Below are 22,507 nucleotides of genomic sequence, written 5' to 3' on the forward strand. Positions count from 1 at the left end.
ATCGACACTACCAGTGGACGCCGCGCATCAGTGCGGCGAACGCGATCTGCTCGTTGCTGGCGCGCTCGTCCTTCAACGCCTTCTTGTCGCCCTTGGCCGCGGCCGAATCCGGGAACAGTTCGAAGGCGGTATTCATCACCACTTCGTAGGCTTTCGGCGCCAGCGCGTTGACCACCGAGGCGAAGATGCCCAGGCGCGTGGCAATGCGGCTGGGGCGGTCGATGATGCCCTTCACGACCAGGTCGGCGGCTTCCTCCGTAGTCAGCGTCGGCACGCTCTCGTACATCTTGGTCGGCGCGATCATCGGCGTCTTCACCAGCGGCATGTTGATCGTGGTGAAGCAGATGCCCTTGCCCGACAACTCGCCCTGCGCGCAGCGGCTCCACGCGTCCAGCGCCGCCTTCGATGCGACGTAGGCCGAGAAGCGCGGTGAATTGGCCAGTACGCCTATCGAGCTGATGTTGATGATGTGCCCCTTGCGGCGATGGGTCATGCCCGGCATGAAGCCCATGATCAGGCGCAGGCTGCCGAAGTAGTTCAGCTGCATCGTCCGCTCGAAATCGTGGAAGCGGTCGTAGCTCAGTTCGATGGAGCGACGGATCGAACGGCCGGCGTTGTTGATCAGGATGTCGACGCGGCCGTGCGCTTCCAGCACTGTCTTGACCAACCGATCGCAGTCGGCCATATCCGACAGGTCGGCGGTATAGGCGAACACCTTGCCGCCGGCCGCCGTCATCGCATCGCGCGCCTTGAACAGGTCATCCTCCCCACGCGCGACGATGACCGTGATCGCCCCGGCCTCCGCCACGCGCTGCGCGGTCGCCAGGCCGATGCCCGACGAGCCGCCGGTGATCACCACGACCTTGTTGCGCACCTTGCCCTTGAGCGTGCGATCGACGAACAGATCCGGATCGAGATGCCGTTCCCAGTAGTCCCACAGACGCCATGCGTATTGCTCCAAGGGCGGCACTTCGATACCGCTGCCGCGCAGCGCCCGCTCGGCTTCGCGGTTGTCGAAGCGCGTCGGATAGGTGATGAACTTGAGGACTTCCTTGGGAACCTTGAAGTCACGCAGCAACATGCCGATGAAGCGTCGCACCGGCGGCAGGTTGCCGACGACGCTGCGCACGCCACTGGGCACGAAGGCGAACATGCGCGCATCCAGGCGCATCGTCATCTCCGGCGAGTGGCCGGCACGCGCAAACGTATTGAGCACCTCGCCCACGCGCATCGGCTGCGGATCGACCAGGTGGAAGCAATGCCCATCCAGGCGCGGTTTGTGCGCGATGTGATCCATCGCATCGACGACGTAGTCCACCGGCACCAGGTTGATGCGCCCGCCTTCGACACCGAGCATCGGCATCCACGGCGGCAGCATCTCGCGCAGTTTCTTGAGGAAGGTGAAGAAGTAGTAAGGCCCATCGACCTTGTCCATCTCGCCGGTCTGCGAGTGGCCCACCACCATGCCGGGCCGGTAGATGCGCCACCTCAGGCGCTTCTCCTGCCGCACCAGGCCTTCCGAATCGTGCTTGGTGCGCAGGTAGGGATCGTCCAGGCCTTCGGCCTCCTCGAACATGTCCTCGCGGAACACGCCCTGATAGAGACCCGCGGCCGCGATCGAACTGGTGTGATGAAACACGCCGGCGCCGATGGCGGCGGCGAGGTCGAGCGCGTTGCGCGTGCCTTCGATGTTGGCCACACGTTGCTGCTCGGCCTTCGCGGTCAGGTCGTAGATCGCGGCGAGGTGGAAGAAATGCTTGACCTTGCCGTTCAAGGTCTTCAATTGTGCGGCACTCACCCCGCACTTGGCCTCGGTCATGTCGCCGTCGACCACGACCACGCGCTTGCGATCCCAGCCCATCTTCTTGGAGATGGCATCGAGCTTCTTGACCGAGTCCTTGCGCACCAGCACGTAGATGGTGCCCTTGCGCTTGAGCAGGTTGCTGACCAGATAGCGACCGATGAACCCCGTCGCGCCGGTGACGAAGTAACTCATGCCTTCTCCCCTATCCCTAGTAGCCGCGAAGGCGGCGAGATGGCACTACGTTGCCAGAGCCGATGCCTGCGAACAATTCCCCTGCGTATTGACCACCCCGACATCGCATGCGCTAATGCCCGAACCAACTTGGCCGCCAGGAGGGGCGTCGTCATGTCCGACCTACAGACTGCATTCGAGCAAGCCGCCAAGGACGTCCAACTGCTGCCGGAGCGTCCGGACAACGAGACCCTGTTGCGCCTGTACGGGCTCTACAAGCAGGGCTCGGAAGGCGACGTCAGCGGTCCGAAGCCCGGTTTCTTCGATTTCGTCGGAACCGCCAAGTACGAGGCCTGGGCCAAGCTCAAGGGCACCGGCCAGGACGATGCCAGGAAGAAGTACGTCGACCTCGTGAAGAAGCTGCGCGGCTGACGCCGCGGCGGGCTGTCGCAACCGACCCATGGCGAAACAGACCCGCCAGCGCATCCTCGACACCGCGTTGACGATGTTCAACGCGCAGGGCGAGCCCAACGTCACGACCAACCACATCGCAGACGAGCTGGAGATCAGCCCGGGCAACCTGTACTACCACTTCCGCAACAAGGACGACATCATCGAGCAGTTGTTCGCGCGCTTCGAGGAGCGCATGGACGCTGCACTGTCGGTCCCGCAGGGGCGCCTGCCCGGACTGGAGGACATCTGGCTGCAACTGCACCTGGTGTTCGAGTGCATCTGGGACTACCGCTTCCTGCACCGCGACCTGGTCGAGATCCTCAGCCGCAACCGACGGCTGCGACTGCGCTTCGCCCGCATCCTCAGGCGCGCCGACGAGCAGGCCCTCGGGGTCATGCGAGGACTGTCGCAGGCGGGGATCATGCGCGCCTCCAAGGACGAACTGGCGGCGACCGCGACCAACGTGCTGGTCATCGCCACGTTCTGGCTCAATTACGCCGCGGCGCGCGGCGACCGCGACGAGCACGCCGCGATCCGGGCCGGCATCGTCCAGGTGATGATGCTGCTGGCGCCGTTCCTGCGCGATGCCGAACGCGTGCATCTCAACACGCTGACCCGCGCCTACATCGACTGAGCATCCGCCCATACGCCCCGCATCGGCGGGGCGTCGTTGGCGTGCTGGTGACCTATCAGGCGCGTCGAGTGGAGCGCCGGGGCTGCACTTTTTTGGCCGATGCGGTACGGCCGCCGCGCTTGCCCGCGCTCTTGCGTGCCTTGCGGGCGGGCTTTGGCGTGGCGTCCTTCAGGCCCAGCTTGTCGAGCACAGGCGTGAGGCGGGCTTCCACCTCGGCGCTGAACTGAACGACCTTCGGTTCGACCTGGCCGCGCACGAGGTCCAGGCCACCGATGACGTTGGCCCGGGCGTCGTCCGCCAGCGCGAGCGCGCGACGCTTGAGTTCGTCGGCCTGCCCGGCCACGCGATCGCCGGCGGTCAGCGCCTGACGGCGTGCGAGTACGGCCAGGCCGAGACCTGCCAGCCAGACATGACGCAGGGAAGTTTCACGGTTCGCTGGGGTCTTGCGCTTGGTGGCTGCCATGGTCCTGGGCTCCAGTGATCGGCCGGAATGCCGTTTACGCAGCGCACTGTGCGCACGGTCCATGGAGCAAACACACTACCCCTTGCCCCGCACCCGTACCGTGGCGGATGCTGCGGCTCCCACCCGCCGACAAGGACCGCATATGGCCGCCAAAACCAGCTGGGCCGCGTTTCCCCACGACGCCAAGGGCTTCACCTACGCCGGCGATGCCCTGAAGAAAGCCTGGCCGAAGTTGCATGCGGGCGATGTCGAACCCTTCCCGGACACCAAGCGCGCCGCGACGCTGATCGCGGCAGCCGGCAAGGCGGCGCCCAAGGGGCTCGATGCCGATGGACTGGCCGCAGCACTGCAAGAAGCTTGGCGGGCGTTCCACTTCGGCGACTTCAAAGCGGCCTTCGATGCCGGCGAAAAACTCGGCCCGGTCGGCGCGTCCGTGGCGGTGAAGGCCCTGGGTATCCACGCGACTTACCTGGTGGAAGACGATGCGGAAAAGCTCAAGCGTTTCGAGCACGCCGCGAAACTGGCCGAAGCCGCCGTCAAGGCGCTGCCGGACGAAGCAAACAGCCACTACCGCCATGCGTTCGCCTTGGGCCGGTACAGCCAGGGCTTGAGCATCGCCAAGGCGCTGAAAGCCGGCATCGCCGGCAAGGTCCGCAACGCCCTGGACACCACGCTCGAACTGGCGCCCAAACACGCCGAAGCGCACACCGCCATGGCGCTTTACCACGCCGAGATCATCGGCAAGGTCGGCGCGATGATCGGCGGCCTGACCTACGGTGCCAAGGCGGCCGAAGCCGACAAGCACATCAAGACCGCGCTGAAGCTGACGCCGGATTCGCCCATCGCCCACATCGAGCATGGCAACGTGCTGATGCTGCTGCACGGCGACAAGCAGGAAGACGCCGCCGCCGCGGCCTATGAAAAAGCGGCCAAGCTGAAACCAGCCGATGCAATGGAGACGCTGGACGCGGCCTATGCCAAGTCCCAGCTGGAGTAGCCGCTCACAGACCGGACAGCCGACCGCGCTCGCGGACAATACGCACCAGGTCGGCGTTGCGGCGCGCGCCTGATCGACTGAGCCGGCCGCGGGTCGCGCGCCGGATCACCGCGATCCGCGCAGGACCCGCTACACCTGCCGCAGCCGCCCGTTCTCCAGCCGCAGCACGCGGTCGGCCAGCGCCAGGCTGGCTGGGCGATGGGTGATCAGCAGCACCGTGCGCTGGCGCAGGATGTCGTGGCACTCCTCGATGAACTCGCGCTCGCCTTCGGGATCGAACATCGCGGTGGCCTCGTCCAGCACCAGCACGGCTGGATCCTTGAGCAGCGCGCGCGCCAGCGCGATGCGCTGCTTCTGTCCGCCGGAGAGCTTGATGCCCTGGTCGCCGACCACGCTGGCATAGCCTTCGGGCAGACCGGCGATGAACTCATGCGCACGAGCAGCACGAGCGGCGCGCCCGATCTCTTCCATGCTCGCGTCAGGGCGGCCGTAGCCGATGTTCTCGGCCACAGAGGCATTGAACAGCAACACGTTCTGCGCGACCAGGCCGATATTCGCGCGCAGCGACGGCAAGGCGAGGTTTCGCAGGTCGACACCATCGAGGGTGATCCGTCCCGCCTGGGGATCGGCGAAACGCAATAGAAGATGGGCCAGCGTGCTCTTGCCCGCACCGTTGGCCCCGGTGATCGCGACGGTCTCGCCGACGGCGATCTGCAGGTCCAGGCCGTCCAGCACCGGAGGCCGGCCCGGATAGGCGAAGCGCACACTCTCGAAGGCCAACGCTCCGTGCACCTCGTGCAGGTGGTCGTCGCCGCTGTCGGGTTCGGGCTGCTGCGCGAACAATTCGCGCAGGCGCTCGGCGGTGCCGCGCGCGGTCTGCACCCGGCCGTACACACTGGCCAGTTGGCTGACCGGCTGGGTCAGCAGCAACCCGTACAACAGCAGGCTGACCAATTCGTCCGCGCGCATCGCGCCGCTGGATACGCCGTGACTGGCGGCCCACAACAGCAGCAGCACGCAAGCGGCCGCAACCACCCGCACCACCGGCCCGATCGCCTCGTGCAAGCGGGTTTGACGCAAGTCCACGTCGCGATAGCGGTGCGCCTGGGCAAGGAAACGCGCCGACTCGGCTGGCTCACCCGAGAACGCCTTGATGATCGGCAGCATCACCAGGCTCTGTTCGGCGATCGCCGACATCGCTGCGTGCTCCTCGATCGCCTGCCGCGCCAGCGGCCGCAGCCGTCGCCCGGCCAGCTTGAGCATCGCGAAGAACAGCGGCACCAGCACCGCCACCCCCAGCCCGACCCGCGGATCGATCCGCAGCATCATCGCGAACGCACCGGCGCAGGTCAGCAGCAGCGGTAATAGCGGCAGCAACGTGGCAGTGACGAAATACCCCAACCGGCCCACGTCCTCGGTCAGCAGCGCCAGCACCTCGCCGCGGCGGCGATCCTGGTGCCACGGCAGCGGCAGCGACTGCAGGTGATCGAACACCCGTGCCGAACCGTCGGCGATCAGATGCGAGGCGATCGCCTGGCTGCGCACCGCGATCGCGTAGCCCAGCGCGGCCTGCAACGCGATCACCGCGAACCACGCCAGCAGCAGCCCGGTCACCGGCTGGCTGTTCAGCAACGCGGCGGAAAACCGCCCGGCCAGCCACGGCATCGCCAGCGCTGCGGCGCTCTGCGCCAGCAGCAGTGCCAGCGCCACCAGCAGCGGACCGCGGTACGGGCGCAGCAGGCGCCAGGCCAGGCGTGCGTCGCCCGGGGTTCGCTCCTGTCCCATCCTTTACTTCGCCCGCTCCGGACCCGTACCCTGCCCGCCCGCCTGTGTTCGACCGTCCCGCATCGCCATGTCCCCAATTCCCGCGCCCACGCTAGCATGCCGCGTGCAGCCTTCGCCTCAGGCGATGCTGCAGATCACCGGCGATGAGGCGATCCTGCTCGACCTGCGCAGCGAACACTATTTTGGGCTCGACCCGGTGGGCACCCGGCTGTGGCAACTGCTGTCGGTCGACCCGGAGCTGGGCGCCGCGCACGGTGCGCTGCTGGCCGAGTACGACGTCACCGCCGAGCGCCTGGAACAGGACCTGCTAGCACTGGTCGCGCAACTGGCCGATGCTGGCCTGGTCACCGTTGACTGAATCCCGCACCCGCTGGGCACGCTGGCGCGCACTGGGCGCGGGCGATCGCCGCCGCCTGCTCGCGCTGGCCGTGCTGCTGCCGTTGATTGACCTGGCCCTGCGAAGCGCCGGCTTCGTCCACACCCAACGCTGGCTGACCCGCCACGGCGAAACCCGTCCGCTGCGGGCTTGCACGCCGCAGGCGCTGGCCGAGGCCGAACGCTTGGCGCAACTGGCCTCGATCGCCGGTCGTCACGGCGCGTGGACCAACACTTGCCTGCGCCAGGCCTTGGTCGTGCAGTGGTGGCTGCGCCGCGAGGGCCTGCCGGCGCAGCTGCGCATCGGCGCCCAGCGCGGCGAAGAGGGTTTGCAGGCGCACGCCTGGGTTGAACTGGAAGGAATGGCGTTGGCGCAGGGGGAGGATCTGCCACCGACTTTTCCGCTAGCCGCGCCAACAACGCGCGAAGCTACGTCGTTCGACGTGCCGCGTTGAGCGGCAGCTCCATACATCTTCGTTTTGCCACTCAGCGACGCGCCGCCATCACGGCGCGTTGAATCATCGGTGCGAACGCACGGCACGGAACGCAATGCCGATGCACTCCCCCAGGCGACGCGCGTATGCGGCAGGTAATTGCATGCTGTTGCAAAGATTGTATACCTGGCGCATGTAGGCGGCGCTTGGAAATACACGCTTGAGAAAGTAGCCGGGCCGACTCCACCAGGGCAGCGTGCCCAACACCTGCCATTCGTAGTAATCGCGCCGGTGTGCCTGGTCGGCCTGGAACTCTTCCCCTCTCGCGCATTCGGCCAATGAAGTCGCGACCTCGGCAGGTAAGCGGGTGTGGAGCCATCGCTGTGCGGCCTGCAGCGCCGCATGGCATGCGCCGCCCAACTGCCTGTCACGCACTATCTGCAACAGTTGTGCCCAGTCGTCATCGGCGAACCGCTGCACGAGCAACTCGAGGTCGTAAAGCCAGATCAGCCTATCGCCCTCGCCTGTGCGCAGGTTGGACACTCGGTGCACGCATGCCTGAATCAGCGCGTGCACCAACCCCAGCCCGTTAGCGGTCGCAATGCCGGGCAGCACACGGCGCGCCGCAAACAGCTCCTCGAATCCGAAACGCTCGGCGTAGACGGGGTAGTTGGACATCCGCCAATGCGCATCGATGACGTGCACATGGCCGCCGGGCGAGCGCGCAGTGAAGGCACGCTCATAGTGGATGGCATTGGCTGCAAGAGGTGCAGCCTCATAGCCAAGCTCGGCCAAGACCGGGGTTGTGGCCTCCAGCGATTCGACAGTCTCGAACAACAGATCCACGTCGCAGCGTTGCCGCAGATGCGGTTCCGGATACAGCCAATGCGCCAGCGCGGCGCCCTTCAGCACCAACACCGGCTGGCCGGCCGAGGCCAAGGCGTCGCTGACCCGAACCAACTCTGCCCGGCGTAGCAGTTCCAGTGCCCGCTCGCGACGCTCGGCACCGTCGAGCTTGGCGCGCTCCTCCGGCGGGATGCCTGTTGAGCCAGACCTCCGCAGCGCAGCCGCTAGCAAGCCGACCACGCCCTCCTGCGCCGCTGCGTCCGCCAAGGCCAATGGGGCGACAAACAGGTCCGGTGCCCAGGCCGGGCAGTCTCCTCGCAGTGCCGAAGCCAGCCAGGCCCGACGTTGGCTGCGCATTTCCGACCGGGAATCCATCACACTAATCTTCGCCACCTCGCGGAATCACGTTCGACACGATGAAGGGGATCTGCGGATTTTTCCAGTTCGATGGGCGCCCGTTGCAGGTCGGCGACCTGAATGCGATGTGCGCCGCGTTGGTGCGCAACGGCCTCGGGCAATTTCAGCACTGGCACGGCGGCTCGATGGCCCTCGCCAGCGCCGAATGGTCGGGGCACGATGGCATCGTCGGGGAGCCGATCGTATTTGATCATCCGGCGTCCGGCTGCGTCGTGGTGGCCGACGTCCGCCTCGACGACCGACGGCGCCTGTCCGCAACACTAGGACTGGCCGGCGGCACCAGGGCCAGCGATACAGAGTTGGTACTGCGTGCGTGGCTGCGCTGGGGCGAGCGCTGCATAGAGCAGCTGGATGGAGACTTCGCCTTCGCCGTATGGGACCCGCGGCAGCAGCGTCTGTTCTGCGCGCGGGACCGCATGGGCGTCAAGCCGCTGTACGTTCACCATGCGCCAGGCCGGCTGTTTGCCTTTGCCTCCTCGAGCACCGCACTGCTGGCCCATCCGCAGATACCTGCCCGGCTCAACGAGGGGCGCATTGCCGACTATCTGGTGACCCAGCTCGAAGGGATCGACCACACCTCCACGTTCTACCGGGACATCGAACGCCTGCCGCCCGCTCATGAGCTGATAGCCACGCCGGGCTCCGCACATAGGCGGCGCTACTGGGCCCTGCAGGCGCGCCCCACCAACGAACTGCCTCGGGGCGAGGACGACTGGGCCGCGGCATTGACCGAAGCCCTGGAGCGCGCGATCACCCGCCACCTCGATAGTCCTGGCCGGGTCGGCTGCATGCTCAGCGGCGGCCTCGATTCCTCCACGCTGGCATTGCTGGCCAACCAGCAACTTGCGACCAGCGGAGGCGGACCGCTGCCGACGTTCTCCTGCATCGATACCGGCGCCGACAACGAGGAGACACGTGCCATCCGGGCCATGCTCGCCCTGCCTGGCTTCGACGCGACCCTCGTAGACCGAAACCGGATCCTCGACGAGCAGCCGGCTCTACTGGACTGGATGCTCGACGCAGAGGAACCCTACGACGGCTCCATGCCGTTGATCCACGCGCAGTACCGGGCCGCCGCCGAACGCGGCGTCGACGCCGTTATCGACGGCATCGACGGAGACAGCCTCTTTCTCGAAGGCCATGGTCTGGTCCGCCAATTACGCACGGGCCGCTGGCTGGGCGCACTGCGCAATGCCCGTGGCATCGACCGGATCTACTTCGACCGCCGTAGCGGTTTGCGCCCATTGGGCGCCGCGATGCGTTCGGCGCTGACCCCGATGCCGCTTCGGAACTATTGGCACCGTGCGTCCGCGATGCGCAGCAACCTTGCCAGCTCGCTGATCTCGCCAGAGTTCGCTCGGCGCGTCGACCTAGACGCTCGACTGGCTGCGTTACGCGCCCATCGTTCGCCGGGTGCCCACGCTCAACCCGCCAATGAGGCAATGGAAGCACTGAGCCATCCATACCTGAGCGTGGCGCTGGAGCGGTACCACCGGGTAGCCGCCCAACATGGCGTCGAACCGCGTCACCCGATGACCGATCGGCTCCTGGTCGAACTATGCGTCAACCTGCCCGATCGCCAACGGCTGCACGACGGCTGGAGCAAGGCAGTACTGCGCCACGCCATGCGGACCCGCCTGCCCGCCGCCGTCTGCTGGCGCCAGGACAAGCAGCATCTGGGCTGGTCGCTGACCCGGACCCTGTTGGCGAGCCAGCAATCCCCCCTGCTGGACCGACTGAGACAGTTGCGTCCGCTGTTGGCCCCGTACATCAACCTCGCCACCCTGGATGCGGCCACCGCCCGGCTCGGCGCGGGCAGTGCGGACGACCCGTCCCATGCCGCTGTGGTCGAGGCGGCCTTGCTGGGGTCCTGGCTGGCCCGACAGAAGGCGTGATCCGCCATCACATTTCTAATGTGACTTACTTCTCATTTTTGAGATAGGATCGCCCCGGGGATCCCAGCGCCAGTCATTTCGGACCGCGACTTCCGGCCCGATACAAGCGCGCGCTGGTCACCGATCCCGGACAACCGGTCTCAGACCGAGGGGGCTTGTATGCAGGATCGCGATACCGATGCCATCAGCAGCACCCGTCCTGTCACCGCCGAGACGGTGCGCAGGCCTTATGCAACACCCGCACTGGTCGACTACGGCAGTGTCAATACATTGACCGCCGGCGGCTCCGGCCATGCGCTCGAGAACAGCAACGGCGACTTCAAGCGAGCCTAGAGTGCGACTACCACCTGGTTTGGATAAACGTCTGGTAACTGATCACAGAATCGGGCACGATTGCATTCGATAGCCAAACTGTGACAACCATCCATCTCAGGGGACGCAATGCAAGTTGAACAGATTTTGACCGCTTCGGCGCAGCGCCAGCCCTACCAGACACCGCAGCTGCACAACTATGGTGCCGTGTCAGATCTAACGGCCGGCGGCTCGGGCAATGCGAACGAAGGCAGCGGTGGGCAAAGGCCGCGCCCATGATCGGTTGAGCGACACCTCGGGGTGTCGCCCGCAACCACGATCCCCGGCTTGCGTGACTGCCGGGGATTTTTTTTGACATGCATCCATGACCCATCACTGGCACCGTTATGCAGGCCACACCATCGTGTCGCCCATTGCCCTGCCTGAGCTTCCCACCGCCTCCGCTGGCCCCGGCGACTTCCGCCTGACGATTGTCGCCGAGCCACTGTTCCCCACGGGCGCGTGCGAATGGCAGCACGATTTCACCGATCCGCGCGGCGGGATCACCCTGTCGTGCGCGCGTGCGGGTGAAGTCTGTTATTTCCGCTTCCCGCACGTGGCCGAAGCGCGCGCCGACGCGCAGGGCGACATCGCCGTATGGCCCGCGCCCGGCTCCAGCGATGAGTCGCTGCGGCACGTCCTGCTCGACCAGATCCTGCCTCGCCTGCTGGCCCAGCGGGGTCGGTTGATCCTGCACGGCAGCGCGGTTCGCACCGCCACCGGCCGCACATTCGGGATGCTCGGTGACAGCGGCCACGGCAAGTCCACCTTGGCCGGCGCGCTGGTGCTCAGCGGGGGGCAGTTGCTCACCGACGATTGCGTGCTTTTGCGATTCGATGGCGAACAGGTACACGCAGTACCCAGCTACCCCGGCCTCAGACTATGGCCGGATTCGTTGGCCAGGCTGTTTGTCGGGCGCGCGCATCAGGCTACGCCGATGGCCCACTATTGCGCCAAACAGCGCCTGCCCATCAGCGAGTCAACCGACGCCGCTGTTGTCATTGATGCGGTGTTGGTATTGCAAGCGCCGCCGGAGGAGCCGGTCATCCGCCTCACCCCCCTGCCGGCCCAGGCGGCCTGTATGGCGCTGGTGCGCAACAGTTTCCAACTCGACCTGAGCGACCGTGCCCGGCTGGCCCAACACCTCATCCAGGCAGCCACCGCCGCTGCCAGGATGCCTGTATTGGCGCTGGCCTACCCACGCGACTACTCGCGCTTGCCGCATGTTGTCGAAGCACTGGAACAGATGGGCGCAGTTTGACGGCCGACGGCGCGGACACGGGCTATGGCGTCGCGCGCTGGCCGCCCAATGCCGCCCAACCCGGACGCCACCACCAGGCAAACCCAACCCCGACCATACCGGCAGCGACGTCGGCCAGCGACGCGGTGCGCTGGGGCAGCCAAGCCCACTGCACCAGTTCGATGCCAACCGCGACCGACAGCCCAAATAGCAGATAGCCGGCCAGGCCGAGGCGCGGGTTAGTGCGTCGCAACGCCCAGCCTAAGGCCAGGAAACCAAGCACGTGGTGCAGCTTGTCCTGGTGGTCCCAGAACAGCGGAAACGGCAGTGGATTGAGGCCAGCCAGCAGCAATACCGCCGCGGCCACCGCCAAGGGCAGGAATCGAAGCACCACTCACCGCGCCTCGTTGCCGGACAGATTGACGAGAATCATCAAGACAGCACCCTGCACCGAAGAGAGCGCCATTCTACTGGCGAAGTTCAGGCCGCCTCGACCTCGGTCTCTGCAACTCGCGTCGCGCTCCTCTCAGGCCCCTTGAAGCCGGCCATCACGCGCAGGACGACCGCCGGCTCGCTATGCCCACGCAGTGCGCGGAACATGCCGACGACGCGCTCGCGGCGGCCGGTCAGCCTGTACCAGCCGAAGCACAGACCAAGGAAGGCCACGAGTAACAACGGCTGTGGCACGTCCATCCGCATCGCCTGACCCGCAGCCAGACCGCATATGCCGCTGAACAATGCCAGCGCCAGCGCCACCTGGGTCGGCCCGAAGCCGCCTTCCTGCATGATGTGGTGGATGTGGTTGCGGTCGGCGATGAACGGCGATTTGCCTAGGCACAGGCGTCGCGCGATCAGCACCAGACAGTCCATGACCGGCACCGGCACGAACCACAGTGCCAGTACCGGGCTGACCGGATGCCCCGGGTTCTGGGTCAGGCTGAAAGAAATCCAGGCGATAACGAAGCCAAGAAACGCGCTGCCCGCGTTGCCCAAAAATACCTTGGCCCTGGGCTGCCAGGGGAGTCGCATGTTGTAGGTCAGGAAGGCGCCTACTGATCCAATCAGGATCAGGGTGTGGTCGGCGATGCCGCCATTGCCGGCGTACAGCGCGGCCGCGGTCAGCATCACCAGCGCGCCGGTCACCAGCAGCCCGGCCAGGCCATCGGCTCCGTCCACCATGTTGATGGCGTTGATCAGGCCGACAGTGGCGAACACCGTGAACGGCACCGACAGCATGCCCAGGGACGTTTCACCCAGGCCGAATACCGGCCCGAGCTGCTCGATCCGCACGCCGCCCAGATACACCATGACCAGCGCCGCCACCGACTGCGCCAAAACGCGCCAGTACCAGCGCAGGTCGTACTTGTCGTCCAGCAACCCCACCACGATCAGCAAAATCGAGGCAGCGCAGAACGCATACATCGCGACAGTCGCCTGCAGCATCGACAGTCCGGTTACCACCACGCCCACGGCGATCGCCAAGCCACCGGTGATCGGGGTCGGATGCGAGTGGTCCTTTCGGCCCTTCGGGTGGTCTAGCAGATTCCAGCGGTGCGCAACGGGTCGCAGCAGCCATTGCACGAGGAACGTCAATCCGGCAGCCGCGAGCCCCCTCTCGGCGCTTACCAATTCGATCACTGAAATCCCCTGCGGCAAAAAAGTGCCATGTGTCACATATTAAATGAGACGCAGGCCCACGCAAGGAAAACAGAAACCTTTCTTTACCTTCCTAAAATTGCCGCTCGGCACTCATTTGACGCATGGCGTCACTATTGAACGCAGCAGGCCCCACTCCTAACGTGGATCGTCATCCGGCACTTGCGAGCCAGGCTCCTGCCCGCATCTTCCTCAGCCAAGCGCAAGCAGTTCTTCGTGTGTTTCCAGCGTCCGCCGGATGACGATGTTTTCGTCGAACTGAGCTAGCGCCTTGTTGCGGGCCGCCCGGCCCAATCGCGCAGCCAACTCCGGATCGTCCTGCAGCCGTGCAATGGCGTCGGCCAAGGCATCGGCGTCACGTGCAGCCACAAGCAGACCATCGACCCCGTCGCTTACGACTTCACGGCAACCGGGTACATCGGTAGTCACCAGGGGCAAGCCGCAGGCCGCCGCCTCGATCAGCCCCTTGGGCAGGCCCTCGCGAAAGCTGGGCAGCACGACGATATTCACCGACGCAAGCAATGCCGGCATGTCGTCGACATGACCGAGCCACTCCACAACCCCTTCCTCCACCCAACTGCGGACCCTGGCTTCAGTCACTGCGGCAGGATTGCCGGGATCCGGATCCCCGGCCAGCAGGAACTCGATCTCCCGCCCCTGCGCGCGCAATGCACGGGCGGCGGCGACGTACTCGGCCAGCCCCTTGTCCCACAACAGGCGAGCCGCCAACAACACGCGCAAGGGACCCGCCGGATTGCGACCGCCCCCGGAGAAACGGGAACAGTCCACGCCCGACCCGGGGATCATGCGGATGCGCTCGCGATCCACAATGCCGGCGCGTTCGAACAGCGCCACGTCGTCCGGGTTCTGCAGGATCAGGCGCGCATTGCGCCCATCCAGCGCGACATGCATCAGTGCGCGCACCAGCGGACGCAACAGCCTGGCCTTGCGACTCTGGCTGGTGAACACATAGCCCATGCCGGCCACCGCATTGATCCGCGCCGGAACCTGCGCCAGGCGCGCCGCGAGCGAGCCGTAGACCGCGCACTTGATAGTGAATGCATGGACCAGATCCGGCTGCTCGCGCCGTAACAGGCGCCACAGAAACCAAAGCAACGCGGCCTCGCGCAAAGGGTTGAGGCTGCGCCGGTCCATCGGCACCGGCTCCCAGCGCAACCCAAGCGCGCGCAGCCGCTCGCCGTAGGGGCCAGGTGGCGAGATAAGCAGCACTTCGTGGCCAGCGTCGCGCAGCGCCAACGCCAACGAGCGGCGGAAGTTGTAGAGGTACCAGTCGGTATTGGCGAACAGGACGATCTTTCGTCCCGAGCCGGCGTGTGGAGGTGTCATGCGAACGGCGCGAATTGGTACGGGACCCAGTACTGGGCATGGGTGGCAAAGTTCAGCCAGACGAACTGCACCGCCGCGTAGAAGGCCACGATCCCCAGCACTAGCGGCGTGCGCACCTTCGTGGTGGTGGCCAGTCGTGGCAAGCGGGAGAATACGAACAACTGCAACGGGATCAGGTACAAGGCCACTCGGTCCACGGCTGTCGACGACACGGCCACCATCGGGACGCAGGCCAACGCGAAGACGGCCATCCACGACCACAGTCGTCGAGCGGCGGGATCGGGCTCCAGGCGTTTACCGAGCACTACCAGCAACAACGCGGGGACCACATTCATCGCAACACGGATCGCGCCGCCCTGGGACTGCATGTCGGCCTCGACATAGTTGATCCAGAGATTCTCGGCGCTATCGGCCAACAGCAGGTAATACAGCAGCGCCGTCGATACGAGCACCAGCAGACCCGTCGTGAGCCTGTTGCGGCTTGTGGCCAGTGCCGCGATCGGCAGCAGCAGCACCGCGGACTTGTGGAACAGCGCCCCTACCGCGACCCAGACCACGAAGGAGCGCACACGCTTGTCCCCCAGTGCCACCAGCCCCAGCAAGGCGAACCCGAGTGCCACCGACTGGCGCGTATAACCCATGCCGACCACCACCAGCATGTAGGGCACCGCTGCCAACAGCGCCAACCAGGGGTTCGGCTGACGCCGGCAGAACGCGACCGTGCCCCACATCATCAAGGCGGCGCAGACCAGGTTGACGGTGTAGATGCTGCCGCCCAATCGGGCCGCCAGCCAGTTCAGCGCGTAGTAGCCCGGATCACTGCGTTGTAGCGCCTCGAGAAACGTCATTCGCGCGGTTGCCTGGAAATGCGGCACGTAGTTGAACCAGTCTCCTCCCACTTCGTGGCGAAGCCCCATCATCAAGGCGAAGAACGCGCCGACGCCGCACCAGATCCACCAAGCCTGCCGCTGGGGCAAGCGCCCCGGCATCAACACACCCCATGCAGGCACCAGGAACATCAGCCAGAACGGCCACATCAGCACGCCTCCTGCTGTTCGAGCCACGCCTGGAACATGAGCACTGACCACAACCGGTAGCCGAACGAGGCTTCGCCGCGGACATGAGCCCGCCAGGCAGCCCGGACCGGAACGGGGTCCAGGAAGCCTTCGCGGCGCAATCTGTCCTCGGCCAGCAGGCTTTCGGCCCACTCGCGCAATGGTCCACGCAGCCACTCGTCCAGCGGGATGCCAAAACCCATCTTGGGACGTTCCACCAACGACCGCGGCACGTACCGGTCCAACAACCGCCGCAACGGCCACTTACCCTTCCCGTCGCGGAGCTTCATCGCCATTGGCAAAGACCATGCGAACTCGACGACCTCTCGATCCAGGAATGGCGCGCGGGTTTCAAGCGAGACCGCCATCGAAGCACGATCGACCTTGGTGAGGATGTCGTCGGGAAGGTAGGTCAGCCCATCCAGTGCCTTCATTCGTGCAACCGGGTCGCCCAAACGCGGCCAGCGCGTGCGGTCGTCGAGCAAGTTCGGCGGCATGCTGCCGCCGGACACCATCCGACCGGCATCCGGCCATTCCGACACCATCGACACGTACATGTCGTCGAGCGAGCCGACCTCGCGCATGCGCAGCCCGAGTTTGTGCGCCTTGTCACCTGCCATGGCGACATTCGCACGCGTGGCCAAGGGGGCCGCGAGTCGGTTGAGCGCGGCGGCCGGTATGGCCGTCAGTCCAGCGCCCACTGCACGACGCAGGCCCCGAGGCATCCACCCGATCCAGCGCCAGACCGCCGGCCCCAGGAAATACCGGTTGTACCCACCGAACATCTCGTCACCGGCGTCGCCTGACAGCGCCACGGTCACGTGCTGGCGGGCCAACTGCATCACCAGGTGCGTCGGCAACTGCGACGAATCCGCGAACGGTTCGTCGTACATCGAAGGCAGGCTCGGGATCAGCGACAGCGCTTCGTCGCCACGCAGGCGAAGCTCGGTGTGCTCGGTACCCAGGTGCGCGGCGACGGCGCGCGCATGCATGGCCTCGTCGTAACCGTGCTCGTCGAAGCCGATCGTGAAGGTCCGCACCGGCCGCGTGCTGTTGGCCTGCATCAACGCGGTGATGGTGGTCGAGTCGATGCCACCGGACAGCAGGGCGCCCAGCGGTACGTCGGCGACCATCTGCCCACGCACGGCATTGCCCAGATGCTGCTCCAGCGCATCGAGTGCCTCGGCCTCGGAGCCCTGGAACGGGTTGGCCATGCCGCGCTCGGCCACTTCGGCCAGCGACCAGTACGCCACCGGCTCGACGTCGCGCTGCCCAGTCCCGAGCCGCAGCCATGTCCCCGGCGGCAGCTTGCGGATGCCGGCATGGATGGAATATGGCGCCGGGATGTAGTTGTGGCGCAGCATCAGCGCCAGCGCGCCGCGGTCGATAGCGGCATTGAACGCCGGATGCGCCCGCAGCGCCTTCAGTTCGGAGCCGAACAGGAAGGTGTCGCCCTGCCACCCGTAGTACAGCGGCTTCTCGCCGATGCGATCGCGCGCCAGCCACAATGTGCGCTCATTGCGGTCCCACAGCGCGATCGCGAACATGCCGACGCTGCGCTTCAGCGTGGCATCCACGCCCCACGCCTCGATGGCGGCCAGCAGCGTTTCGGTATCCGAATGTCCACGCCATGCCGGAGCCCTGCCTTGGGCCTCCAACTGGCGACGCAGGTCGAGGTGATTGTAGATCTCGCCGTTATAGGCCAACACCCAGCGGTCGCTTGCCGACATCATCGGCTGGTGACCGGCGGGTGACAGGTCGAGGATTGACAGGCGACGGTGCGCGAATGCGATCCCGGCACCGTCATCGGTCCAGACGCCGTAGTCATCAGGACCGCGGTGGACAATGCGGTCGGCCATCGCCACGGCCAGCGGTGCCAGGGCGCCTGCATTGCCGGCCCGCGTCAGGAATCCCGTCAGCCCGCACATCAGCGGCTCTCTCCGACTACCAGTTCGCGCAGCAGACTCACGAGACGCGGAGCTTGTGCCTGTAAGGAATACGTATCTTCGACCGCACGCCTGCCGGCAGCGCCCATCGCACGGCGCAGTGAAGCGTCGGCAATCAAAAGCTCAAGTGCATCTACCCATTCTGCAGTCGTTGACGCCAGCAAACCGTTGATACCCTGCGTGACAATCTCCCGATTGACGCCGACCGGAGATGCCACAACGGGCAGACTGCACGCCATGTACTGGATCAGCTTGTAGCCGCACTTGCCGCGCTCCCACGACGCATCCGGCAACGGCATCGCGCCAATGTCGAATTGCTGGAGCATCGCCACCTCATCCTGCTCGCGCCAGGTCCAGGCTTCAAAGGGCGTACCCTCGAGCTGATCCGCACGCGCCCCGATAGCGACGCATCGAATCGGCTGGCGTAGGGCAAGCGCCTGCAACGCCGGCGTGATCGCCTTGAGATAACCGGCTGTCGAAGGCGAGCCGATCCAGCCGATGACGACCGGCCCAGTCGACTCGCGTGTTTTCTCGCTTCGTGGATAACGCTGCAGATCGACAACGGTTGGCAGGCGCTCGATGCGTCGCGCACCGGCCGCGTCTGCGCGTTCGGCCAGGTAGGCGTTGCCGGCCGTAACCAGGTCGGCGCGACGCATGACCCTGTCGACCTTGCGCCCCAGCACCTGACGGACGAATGCGTTTGGATGCTCGTCATAACGATGGAAAACGGCGTCGTCGTAATCCGCAACAACAGCCACATCACGGGGAAGCGGCGCTGTTTCGCACAGACTGGGCAACCACGGCCATAGCTCCTTCTCCAGCCAGACCACATCGTAGCGGCCGACCTGGAGCAGTGATTTGAGCCGTTGCCAGTAGCCATCGAGCACCGACGACGCCGAAATCCGACCGGCGTACAGTGCGCGAACATAGCGGTCGTCCAGCAGCGGTGCTGCCTTCACTTCGATGCCTGCTATCTGCAGCGCAGGGATGTACTGAAGCAAACGCAACCGACTGCTGGCGCCAAGCTCATCGTATCGGGGCAACATCAACATCCGCATTAGCTTGCGGGCTCCATTGCGTCGTGGATGGCCCGATAGCGCGCGACACCCTGCTCCAGCGAGAAATGCCGTTTGGCAGCGGTCACGCAGCGCTCGGCCATGCCCTCAGTAGCAACGAGCGCCAACAGACGGTTCAGACCTGCCTGAAGCTCGGACTCATCGAAGCCATCCAAGGCGACGCCAACCCCTTCGCCTTCCAGGACTTCGGCCATGTCTCCAACTCCTCGGTTGGACAGGCACGGGATCCCACAGCCGAGAAACTCCCCTAACTTGGTCGGGGCACATGCCATTCTCGAATAGGAGGGCTTGTAAAAGAAAATCCCTGCGTGCATCTGCGCCATCTCGGCCGGCACTTCGGCATGACTGACAGCACGAATATCGACCACCTGATGGGGAACTCCCGCCGCCGCCAACCGCTCGCGGATATAGCCATGCTCATGGCGATTGACGACCCGCAGCCGCGCGTCCGGACGCAGTACAAGCAATTGCTTGAAGCAGGCCGCGACGGCATCGAACAGGTACCACGTCCCGGCGGAACCCACGTAACCGAGGACGAAGCCGTCATCCCTCACTCCTGCGCCCGGCCGGAACCGTGCTAGGTCGGCACAGGTTGGGATGACCGTGACCGGCGGAATACGTCCGGTCAGATAGGGAAAACTCCCCATCTCCCGCGCCGACGCGTGCGTAAGCGCCACAACATGATCGGCACTTAGCAAAAAACGACGCTCGAACCATTTTGCAACCCGGTACATCCGCCCTTCACGGGGCCACAGACCACCGTCGACGCGCTCGTCCGCCCAGAAGCCGCGCATGTCGAAAACGAACTTCACGCCTGTCAGTCGTTTCAGCGTGAGTGCCATCACCGCAGGAACATAGCTGCGCGCGTGCATGGTGCGAATGCGGCGGCTCAGGATCAACCAGAATCCAACGAGCACACCAACGGCAATGTCGTAGCTAGTGGCCAATGCCGTCGGGCGCTTGTGATAGCGCCGTGGGTGCCAGTGGATTCCAGCCGCCTTCATCCGGGCAACGACCTCGTCGCGTGCCAAACGATCAGCCCAATCGCCCGGCTTCTCGAAACTCAACAGATGGATCTCGCGACGGACAGACAGATGCTCAAGGTAGGCCAGCACTTGTGACTGTCCCAACGGCTCGAGAACCCCGTCGTATGAAACGTACAACACCGCGCGTGAATCGCCGGCAATCACTTCACCTGTCGACATTGGCGACACCCCGACGCGCCGGAGCGCCAAATCCGAAAATCGAAGCATCCAAATTGCAATGCTTCATAGCATCCTTCCACATGATCCAATTCCAGCAAGCAACCGTTGCACTGCTTGCCAACGCCGCTCCGGCGCCCCCGTACACCAAAGTCAGCGGAACCACCATGATGGCTAGAAACAGGAGCGAGACGAGGAAAGCCCGCGTCACTTTCTTTTCGTGGCCCGTCATGTTGAGCAATCCAATGGCAGCGCCGAAGACCGCGTTCACGAGCGCGCCCGCAGAAAGAATCAACAGTGAATTGAGCGATCCGGAAAACTGCTGCCCGAATACAAAACCAAGCAGCTCTCTACCGAAAAAAACAAACGGAAGGCATAGCAAAATCACACCAACTGTCATGCCGACAGACACCCGGAACAGTAGGCGCTGCATTCCTGCGAGATCGCCCTCGGCATGCAACTTCGCCAGCATAGGACTCGATACAACGTTCAGGAGCGAAACAGGCAGGGTGATCAGCAGCGAGACAGAGACCGCTACACGAAAAAGCCCCACTTCGGAAGCGGCCGCCATGACACCAAGGACAATGATGACCAGGTGTGCTTGCAGCACTCGAACGCCTTCCGACAAGGCCATGGGGGCGGCAGAGCGCAACCAATTCCCTGAAGACTTGACCGACCGCGTGCCAATTACTGATGTAGGCCAATCGCGTCGCAGCAGGAGACCTGAAACGAGCAATGCTGCTCCAGCCGACACCAGCCCAAGAATCATCGCAATGGTGGGGTCAAACACGACCAGGCCAGCCTGATGCACCAGCAGGAGCAACAACGAAAACAACGCCGGTCGAAGCAGTACATCTGGAAATTGTCCGCCCGCAATATTCTGCAAGCCACGCAGCGCCCCGCCCCATACGCTCGCCAAGGCCACGACAGGAACTAGCAGCAGGCCGTACGCCAACGTTCTGTACAAGCCCTGCCCCAACCTGACATGCATCGCACCCATTAGCAGCAACATGCCGCCAATCAGAGCCAATGAGCAAAGCAGGACGAACTTGTTTGCCCAGGCGAGGACGTCACCAGCACTGACGAAGCTGTTCAAGGCCTTCGCAGACGCAACTTCGCGGGTGACCAGAATCGAAAGTCCGAATTCCGCGGCAACGGTAAGAAGCGCAATCACCGACATGGCGACCCCGTAGACACCATATCCTTCCGCGCCAAGAAGCCTCGCCAACTGAATACCGACGAGCAATCCGAACGCCATGCCGGTCACCCGGAGCGTTGCACTGGCGACAACGACCCGCAGGAACGGGCCATCAGGGGCGAGGTGATTTCGCAGCTTGCCGATCATGCGTCGTAACAGCCCTTGTACCAGCGGACAAAGTTCGCCACACCCTCTTCCACGGTCACTTGCGGTCGATACCCCACCGCCCCGATCAGTTCCGACACATCCGCTTCGGTGTCCGGCACATCCCCCGCCTGCAGCGGCAGCAGTTCCATCTGCGCCTTGCGCCCGAGGCACTGCTCCAGCACCTCGATATAGCGCAGAAGCTCGACAGGCTGTTCGTTGCCGATGTTGTAGAGACGGTATGGCGCCACACCGCTGGCGGCCGGGTCCGGCGTGTCGCCGCGCCACCCCGCGTCCTTTTCCGGCACCTTGTCCAGTGTGCGGATCACGCCCTCCACGATGTCGTCGACGTAGGTGAAGCTGCGCTTGTGCTTGCCGTGGTTGAACACCTTGATCGGCTTGCCTTCCAGAACGGCCTTGGTGAACAAGAACAGCGCCATGTCCGGCCGGCCCCACGGGCCGTACACAGTAAAGAAGCGCAAGCCAGTACAAGGAATTCCGTAAAGGTGCGCATAGCTGTGCGCCATCTGCTCGTTGGCTTTTTTGGTGGCCGCGTACAGCGTCAGCGGGTGCTCGGTGGAGTGGTGCTCCGAGAACGGCATGTTCGTGTTCGCCCCATAGACCGAACTGGTCGAAGCGAACACCAAGTGCTCAACGCCATGATGGCGGCACCCTTCCAGGACGTGCAGAAACCCGGTGACGTTGCTGCTCACATACACATGCGGGTTCTCGGCCGCGTAGCGCACACCCGCCTGCGCGGCCAGGTTGATCACCCGCTGCGGCTTGTGAGTGGCGAATGCCGCTTCCACCGCGGCGCGATCGGCCAGGTCGGCCTGGATATGGGTGTAGTTGGGGTGCTCCATGAAGCGGGCCAGGCGGGCCTTCTTCAAATTGACGTCGTAGTAGTCGTTGAGGCTGTCGAAGCCGATGACCTGGTCGCCGCGTTCGAGCAGCTTGAGCGCGACATGCGATCCGATGAAGCCGGCGGTGCCGGTCACGAGCACTTTCATTTCGTAGT

Annotated in this window: 21 protein-coding genes; 8 read left to right on the plus strand and 13 right to left on the minus strand. The window is 64.9% G+C overall.

What is annotated here, in order from left to right:
* Positions 1–7: 7 nt before the first annotated feature.
* Positions 8–1,996, minus strand: coding sequence for an SDR family oxidoreductase (locus J2X06_RS15140; protein ID WP_310063846.1), 1,989 nt, complete (start codon positions 1,994–1,996; stop codon positions 8–10).
* Positions 1,997–2,149: 153 nt separating this feature from the next.
* Here J2X06_RS15140 and J2X06_RS15145 point away from each other — a divergent pair, with 153 nt between their 5' ends.
* Together J2X06_RS15145 and J2X06_RS15150 are read left to right on the plus strand one after the other, a co-directional pair.
* On the plus strand, positions 2,150–2,407 hold the full coding sequence (locus tag J2X06_RS15145; RefSeq protein ID WP_310063848.1) for an acyl-CoA-binding protein: 258 nt from the start codon (positions 2,150–2,152) through the stop codon (positions 2,405–2,407).
* 28 nt (positions 2,408–2,435) lie between these two features.
* Positions 2,436–3,062 (plus strand): TetR/AcrR family transcriptional regulator, encoded by a 627-nt coding sequence (locus J2X06_RS15150; RefSeq protein WP_310063850.1) that lies wholly within the window; start codon positions 2,436–2,438, stop codon positions 3,060–3,062.
* 55 nt (positions 3,063–3,117) lie between these two features.
* Here the strand turns inward: J2X06_RS15150 and J2X06_RS15155 are convergent, their stop codons facing one another.
* A complete protein-coding gene (locus J2X06_RS15155; RefSeq protein ID WP_310063852.1) occupies positions 3,118–3,525 on the minus strand; it encodes a hypothetical protein in 408 nt (135 codons plus the stop codon).
* 142 nt (positions 3,526–3,667) lie between these two features.
* On the opposite strand from J2X06_RS15155, the gene J2X06_RS15160 reads away from it, so the two are divergent.
* Positions 3,668–4,522: a hypothetical protein gene (locus J2X06_RS15160; RefSeq protein ID WP_310063853.1), complete on the plus strand. Its 855-nt coding sequence runs from the start codon at positions 3,668–3,670 to the stop codon at positions 4,520–4,522.
* 129 nt (positions 4,523–4,651) lie between these two features.
* Here J2X06_RS15160 and J2X06_RS15165 read toward each other — a convergent pair whose 3' ends face one another.
* Positions 4,652–6,307 (minus strand): ABC transporter ATP-binding protein, encoded by a 1,656-nt coding sequence (locus J2X06_RS15165; RefSeq protein WP_310063855.1) that lies wholly within the window; start codon positions 6,305–6,307, stop codon positions 4,652–4,654.
* Between the two features lie 103 nt (positions 6,308–6,410).
* Here J2X06_RS15165 and J2X06_RS15170 point away from each other — a divergent pair, with 103 nt between their 5' ends.
* Together J2X06_RS15170 and J2X06_RS15175 are read left to right on the plus strand one after the other, a co-directional pair.
* Positions 6,411–6,665: a PqqD family protein gene (locus J2X06_RS15170; RefSeq protein ID WP_310063857.1), complete on the plus strand. Its 255-nt coding sequence runs from the start codon at positions 6,411–6,413 to the stop codon at positions 6,663–6,665.
* Positions 6,658–7,137, plus strand: a complete 480-nt coding sequence (locus J2X06_RS15175) for a lasso peptide biosynthesis B2 protein (protein WP_310063858.1) — start codon at positions 6,658–6,660, stop codon at positions 7,135–7,137. The genes J2X06_RS15170 and J2X06_RS15175 overlap by 8 nt, the downstream gene beginning before the upstream one ends.
* 63 nt (positions 7,138–7,200) lie before the next feature.
* Here the strand turns inward: J2X06_RS15175 and J2X06_RS15180 are convergent, their stop codons facing one another.
* A complete protein-coding gene (locus tag J2X06_RS15180) occupies positions 7,201–8,337 on the minus strand; it encodes a nucleotidyltransferase family protein (RefSeq protein ID WP_310063860.1) in 1,137 nt (378 codons plus the stop codon).
* 41 nt (positions 8,338–8,378) lie between these two features.
* On the opposite strand from J2X06_RS15180, the gene J2X06_RS15185 reads away from it, so the two are divergent.
* From J2X06_RS15185 to J2X06_RS15195, 3 genes are all read left to right on the plus strand, one after another.
* Entirely contained in the window at positions 8,379–10,274 is a 1,896-nt protein-coding gene (locus tag J2X06_RS15185; RefSeq protein WP_310063861.1) for an asparagine synthase-related protein, read from the plus strand.
* 159 nt (positions 10,275–10,433) lie between these two features.
* Positions 10,434–10,607 (plus strand): lasso RiPP family leader peptide-containing protein, encoded by a 174-nt coding sequence (locus J2X06_RS15190; protein WP_310063863.1) that lies wholly within the window; start codon positions 10,434–10,436, stop codon positions 10,605–10,607.
* Between the two features lie 343 nt (positions 10,608–10,950).
* Entirely contained in the window at positions 10,951–11,886 is a 936-nt protein-coding gene (locus tag J2X06_RS15195; protein ID WP_310063865.1) for a hypothetical protein, read from the plus strand.
* 22 nt (positions 11,887–11,908) lie between these two features.
* On the opposite strand, the gene J2X06_RS15200 is transcribed toward J2X06_RS15195, so the two are convergent.
* The 9 genes from J2X06_RS15200 to J2X06_RS15240 form a co-directional block, all read right to left on the minus strand.
* On the minus strand, positions 11,909–12,259 hold the full coding sequence (locus J2X06_RS15200; RefSeq protein WP_310063867.1) for a hypothetical protein: 351 nt from the start codon (positions 12,257–12,259) through the stop codon (positions 11,909–11,911).
* Between the two features lie 86 nt (positions 12,260–12,345).
* Complete coding sequence (locus tag J2X06_RS15205; protein WP_310063869.1) at positions 12,346–13,503, minus strand: MraY family glycosyltransferase; 1,158 nt, start codon at positions 13,501–13,503, stop codon at positions 12,346–12,348.
* A 210-nt stretch (positions 13,504–13,713) separates the two neighbouring features.
* The gene (locus tag J2X06_RS15210) at positions 13,714–14,868 is read right to left on the minus strand and encodes a glycosyltransferase family 4 protein (RefSeq protein ID WP_310063871.1); all 1,155 of its coding nucleotides are present in this window, start codon (positions 14,866–14,868) and stop codon (positions 13,714–13,716) included.
* Positions 14,865–15,905 carry an EpsG family protein gene (locus J2X06_RS15215; RefSeq protein WP_310063872.1) on the minus strand — a complete coding sequence of 347 codons (1,041 nt, stop codon included), beginning with the start codon at positions 15,903–15,905 and terminating at the stop codon, positions 14,865–14,867. Before J2X06_RS15215 ends, J2X06_RS15210 begins: the two co-directional genes overlap by 4 nt.
* Positions 15,905–17,851, minus strand: a complete 1,947-nt coding sequence (asnB, locus tag J2X06_RS15220) for an asparagine synthase (glutamine-hydrolyzing) (RefSeq protein WP_310063873.1) — start codon at positions 17,849–17,851, stop codon at positions 15,905–15,907. The genes J2X06_RS15215 and asnB overlap by 1 nt, the downstream gene beginning before the upstream one ends.
* Positions 17,851–18,927: a glycosyltransferase family 4 protein gene (locus tag J2X06_RS15225; RefSeq protein WP_310063874.1), complete on the minus strand. Its 1,077-nt coding sequence runs from the start codon at positions 18,925–18,927 to the stop codon at positions 17,851–17,853. Before J2X06_RS15225 ends, asnB begins: the two co-directional genes overlap by 1 nt.
* A complete protein-coding gene (locus J2X06_RS15230; protein WP_310063876.1) occupies positions 18,927–20,150 on the minus strand; it encodes a glycosyltransferase in 1,224 nt (407 codons plus the stop codon). Before J2X06_RS15230 ends, J2X06_RS15225 begins: the two co-directional genes overlap by 1 nt.
* Positions 20,137–21,492, minus strand: a complete 1,356-nt coding sequence (locus tag J2X06_RS15235; RefSeq protein WP_310063878.1) for an oligosaccharide flippase family protein — start codon at positions 21,490–21,492, stop codon at positions 20,137–20,139. The genes J2X06_RS15230 and J2X06_RS15235 overlap by 14 nt, the downstream gene beginning before the upstream one ends.
* Positions 21,489–22,499, minus strand: a complete 1,011-nt coding sequence (locus tag J2X06_RS15240) for an NAD-dependent epimerase (protein ID WP_310063880.1) — start codon at positions 22,497–22,499, stop codon at positions 21,489–21,491. The genes J2X06_RS15235 and J2X06_RS15240 overlap by 4 nt, the downstream gene beginning before the upstream one ends.
* Positions 22,500–22,507: the final 8 nt, after the last annotated feature.

This window comes from Lysobacter niastensis, assembly GCF_031457115.1.
Taxonomy (GTDB): domain Bacteria; phylum Pseudomonadota; class Gammaproteobacteria; order Xanthomonadales; family Xanthomonadaceae; genus Lysobacter_J; species Lysobacter_J niastensis_A.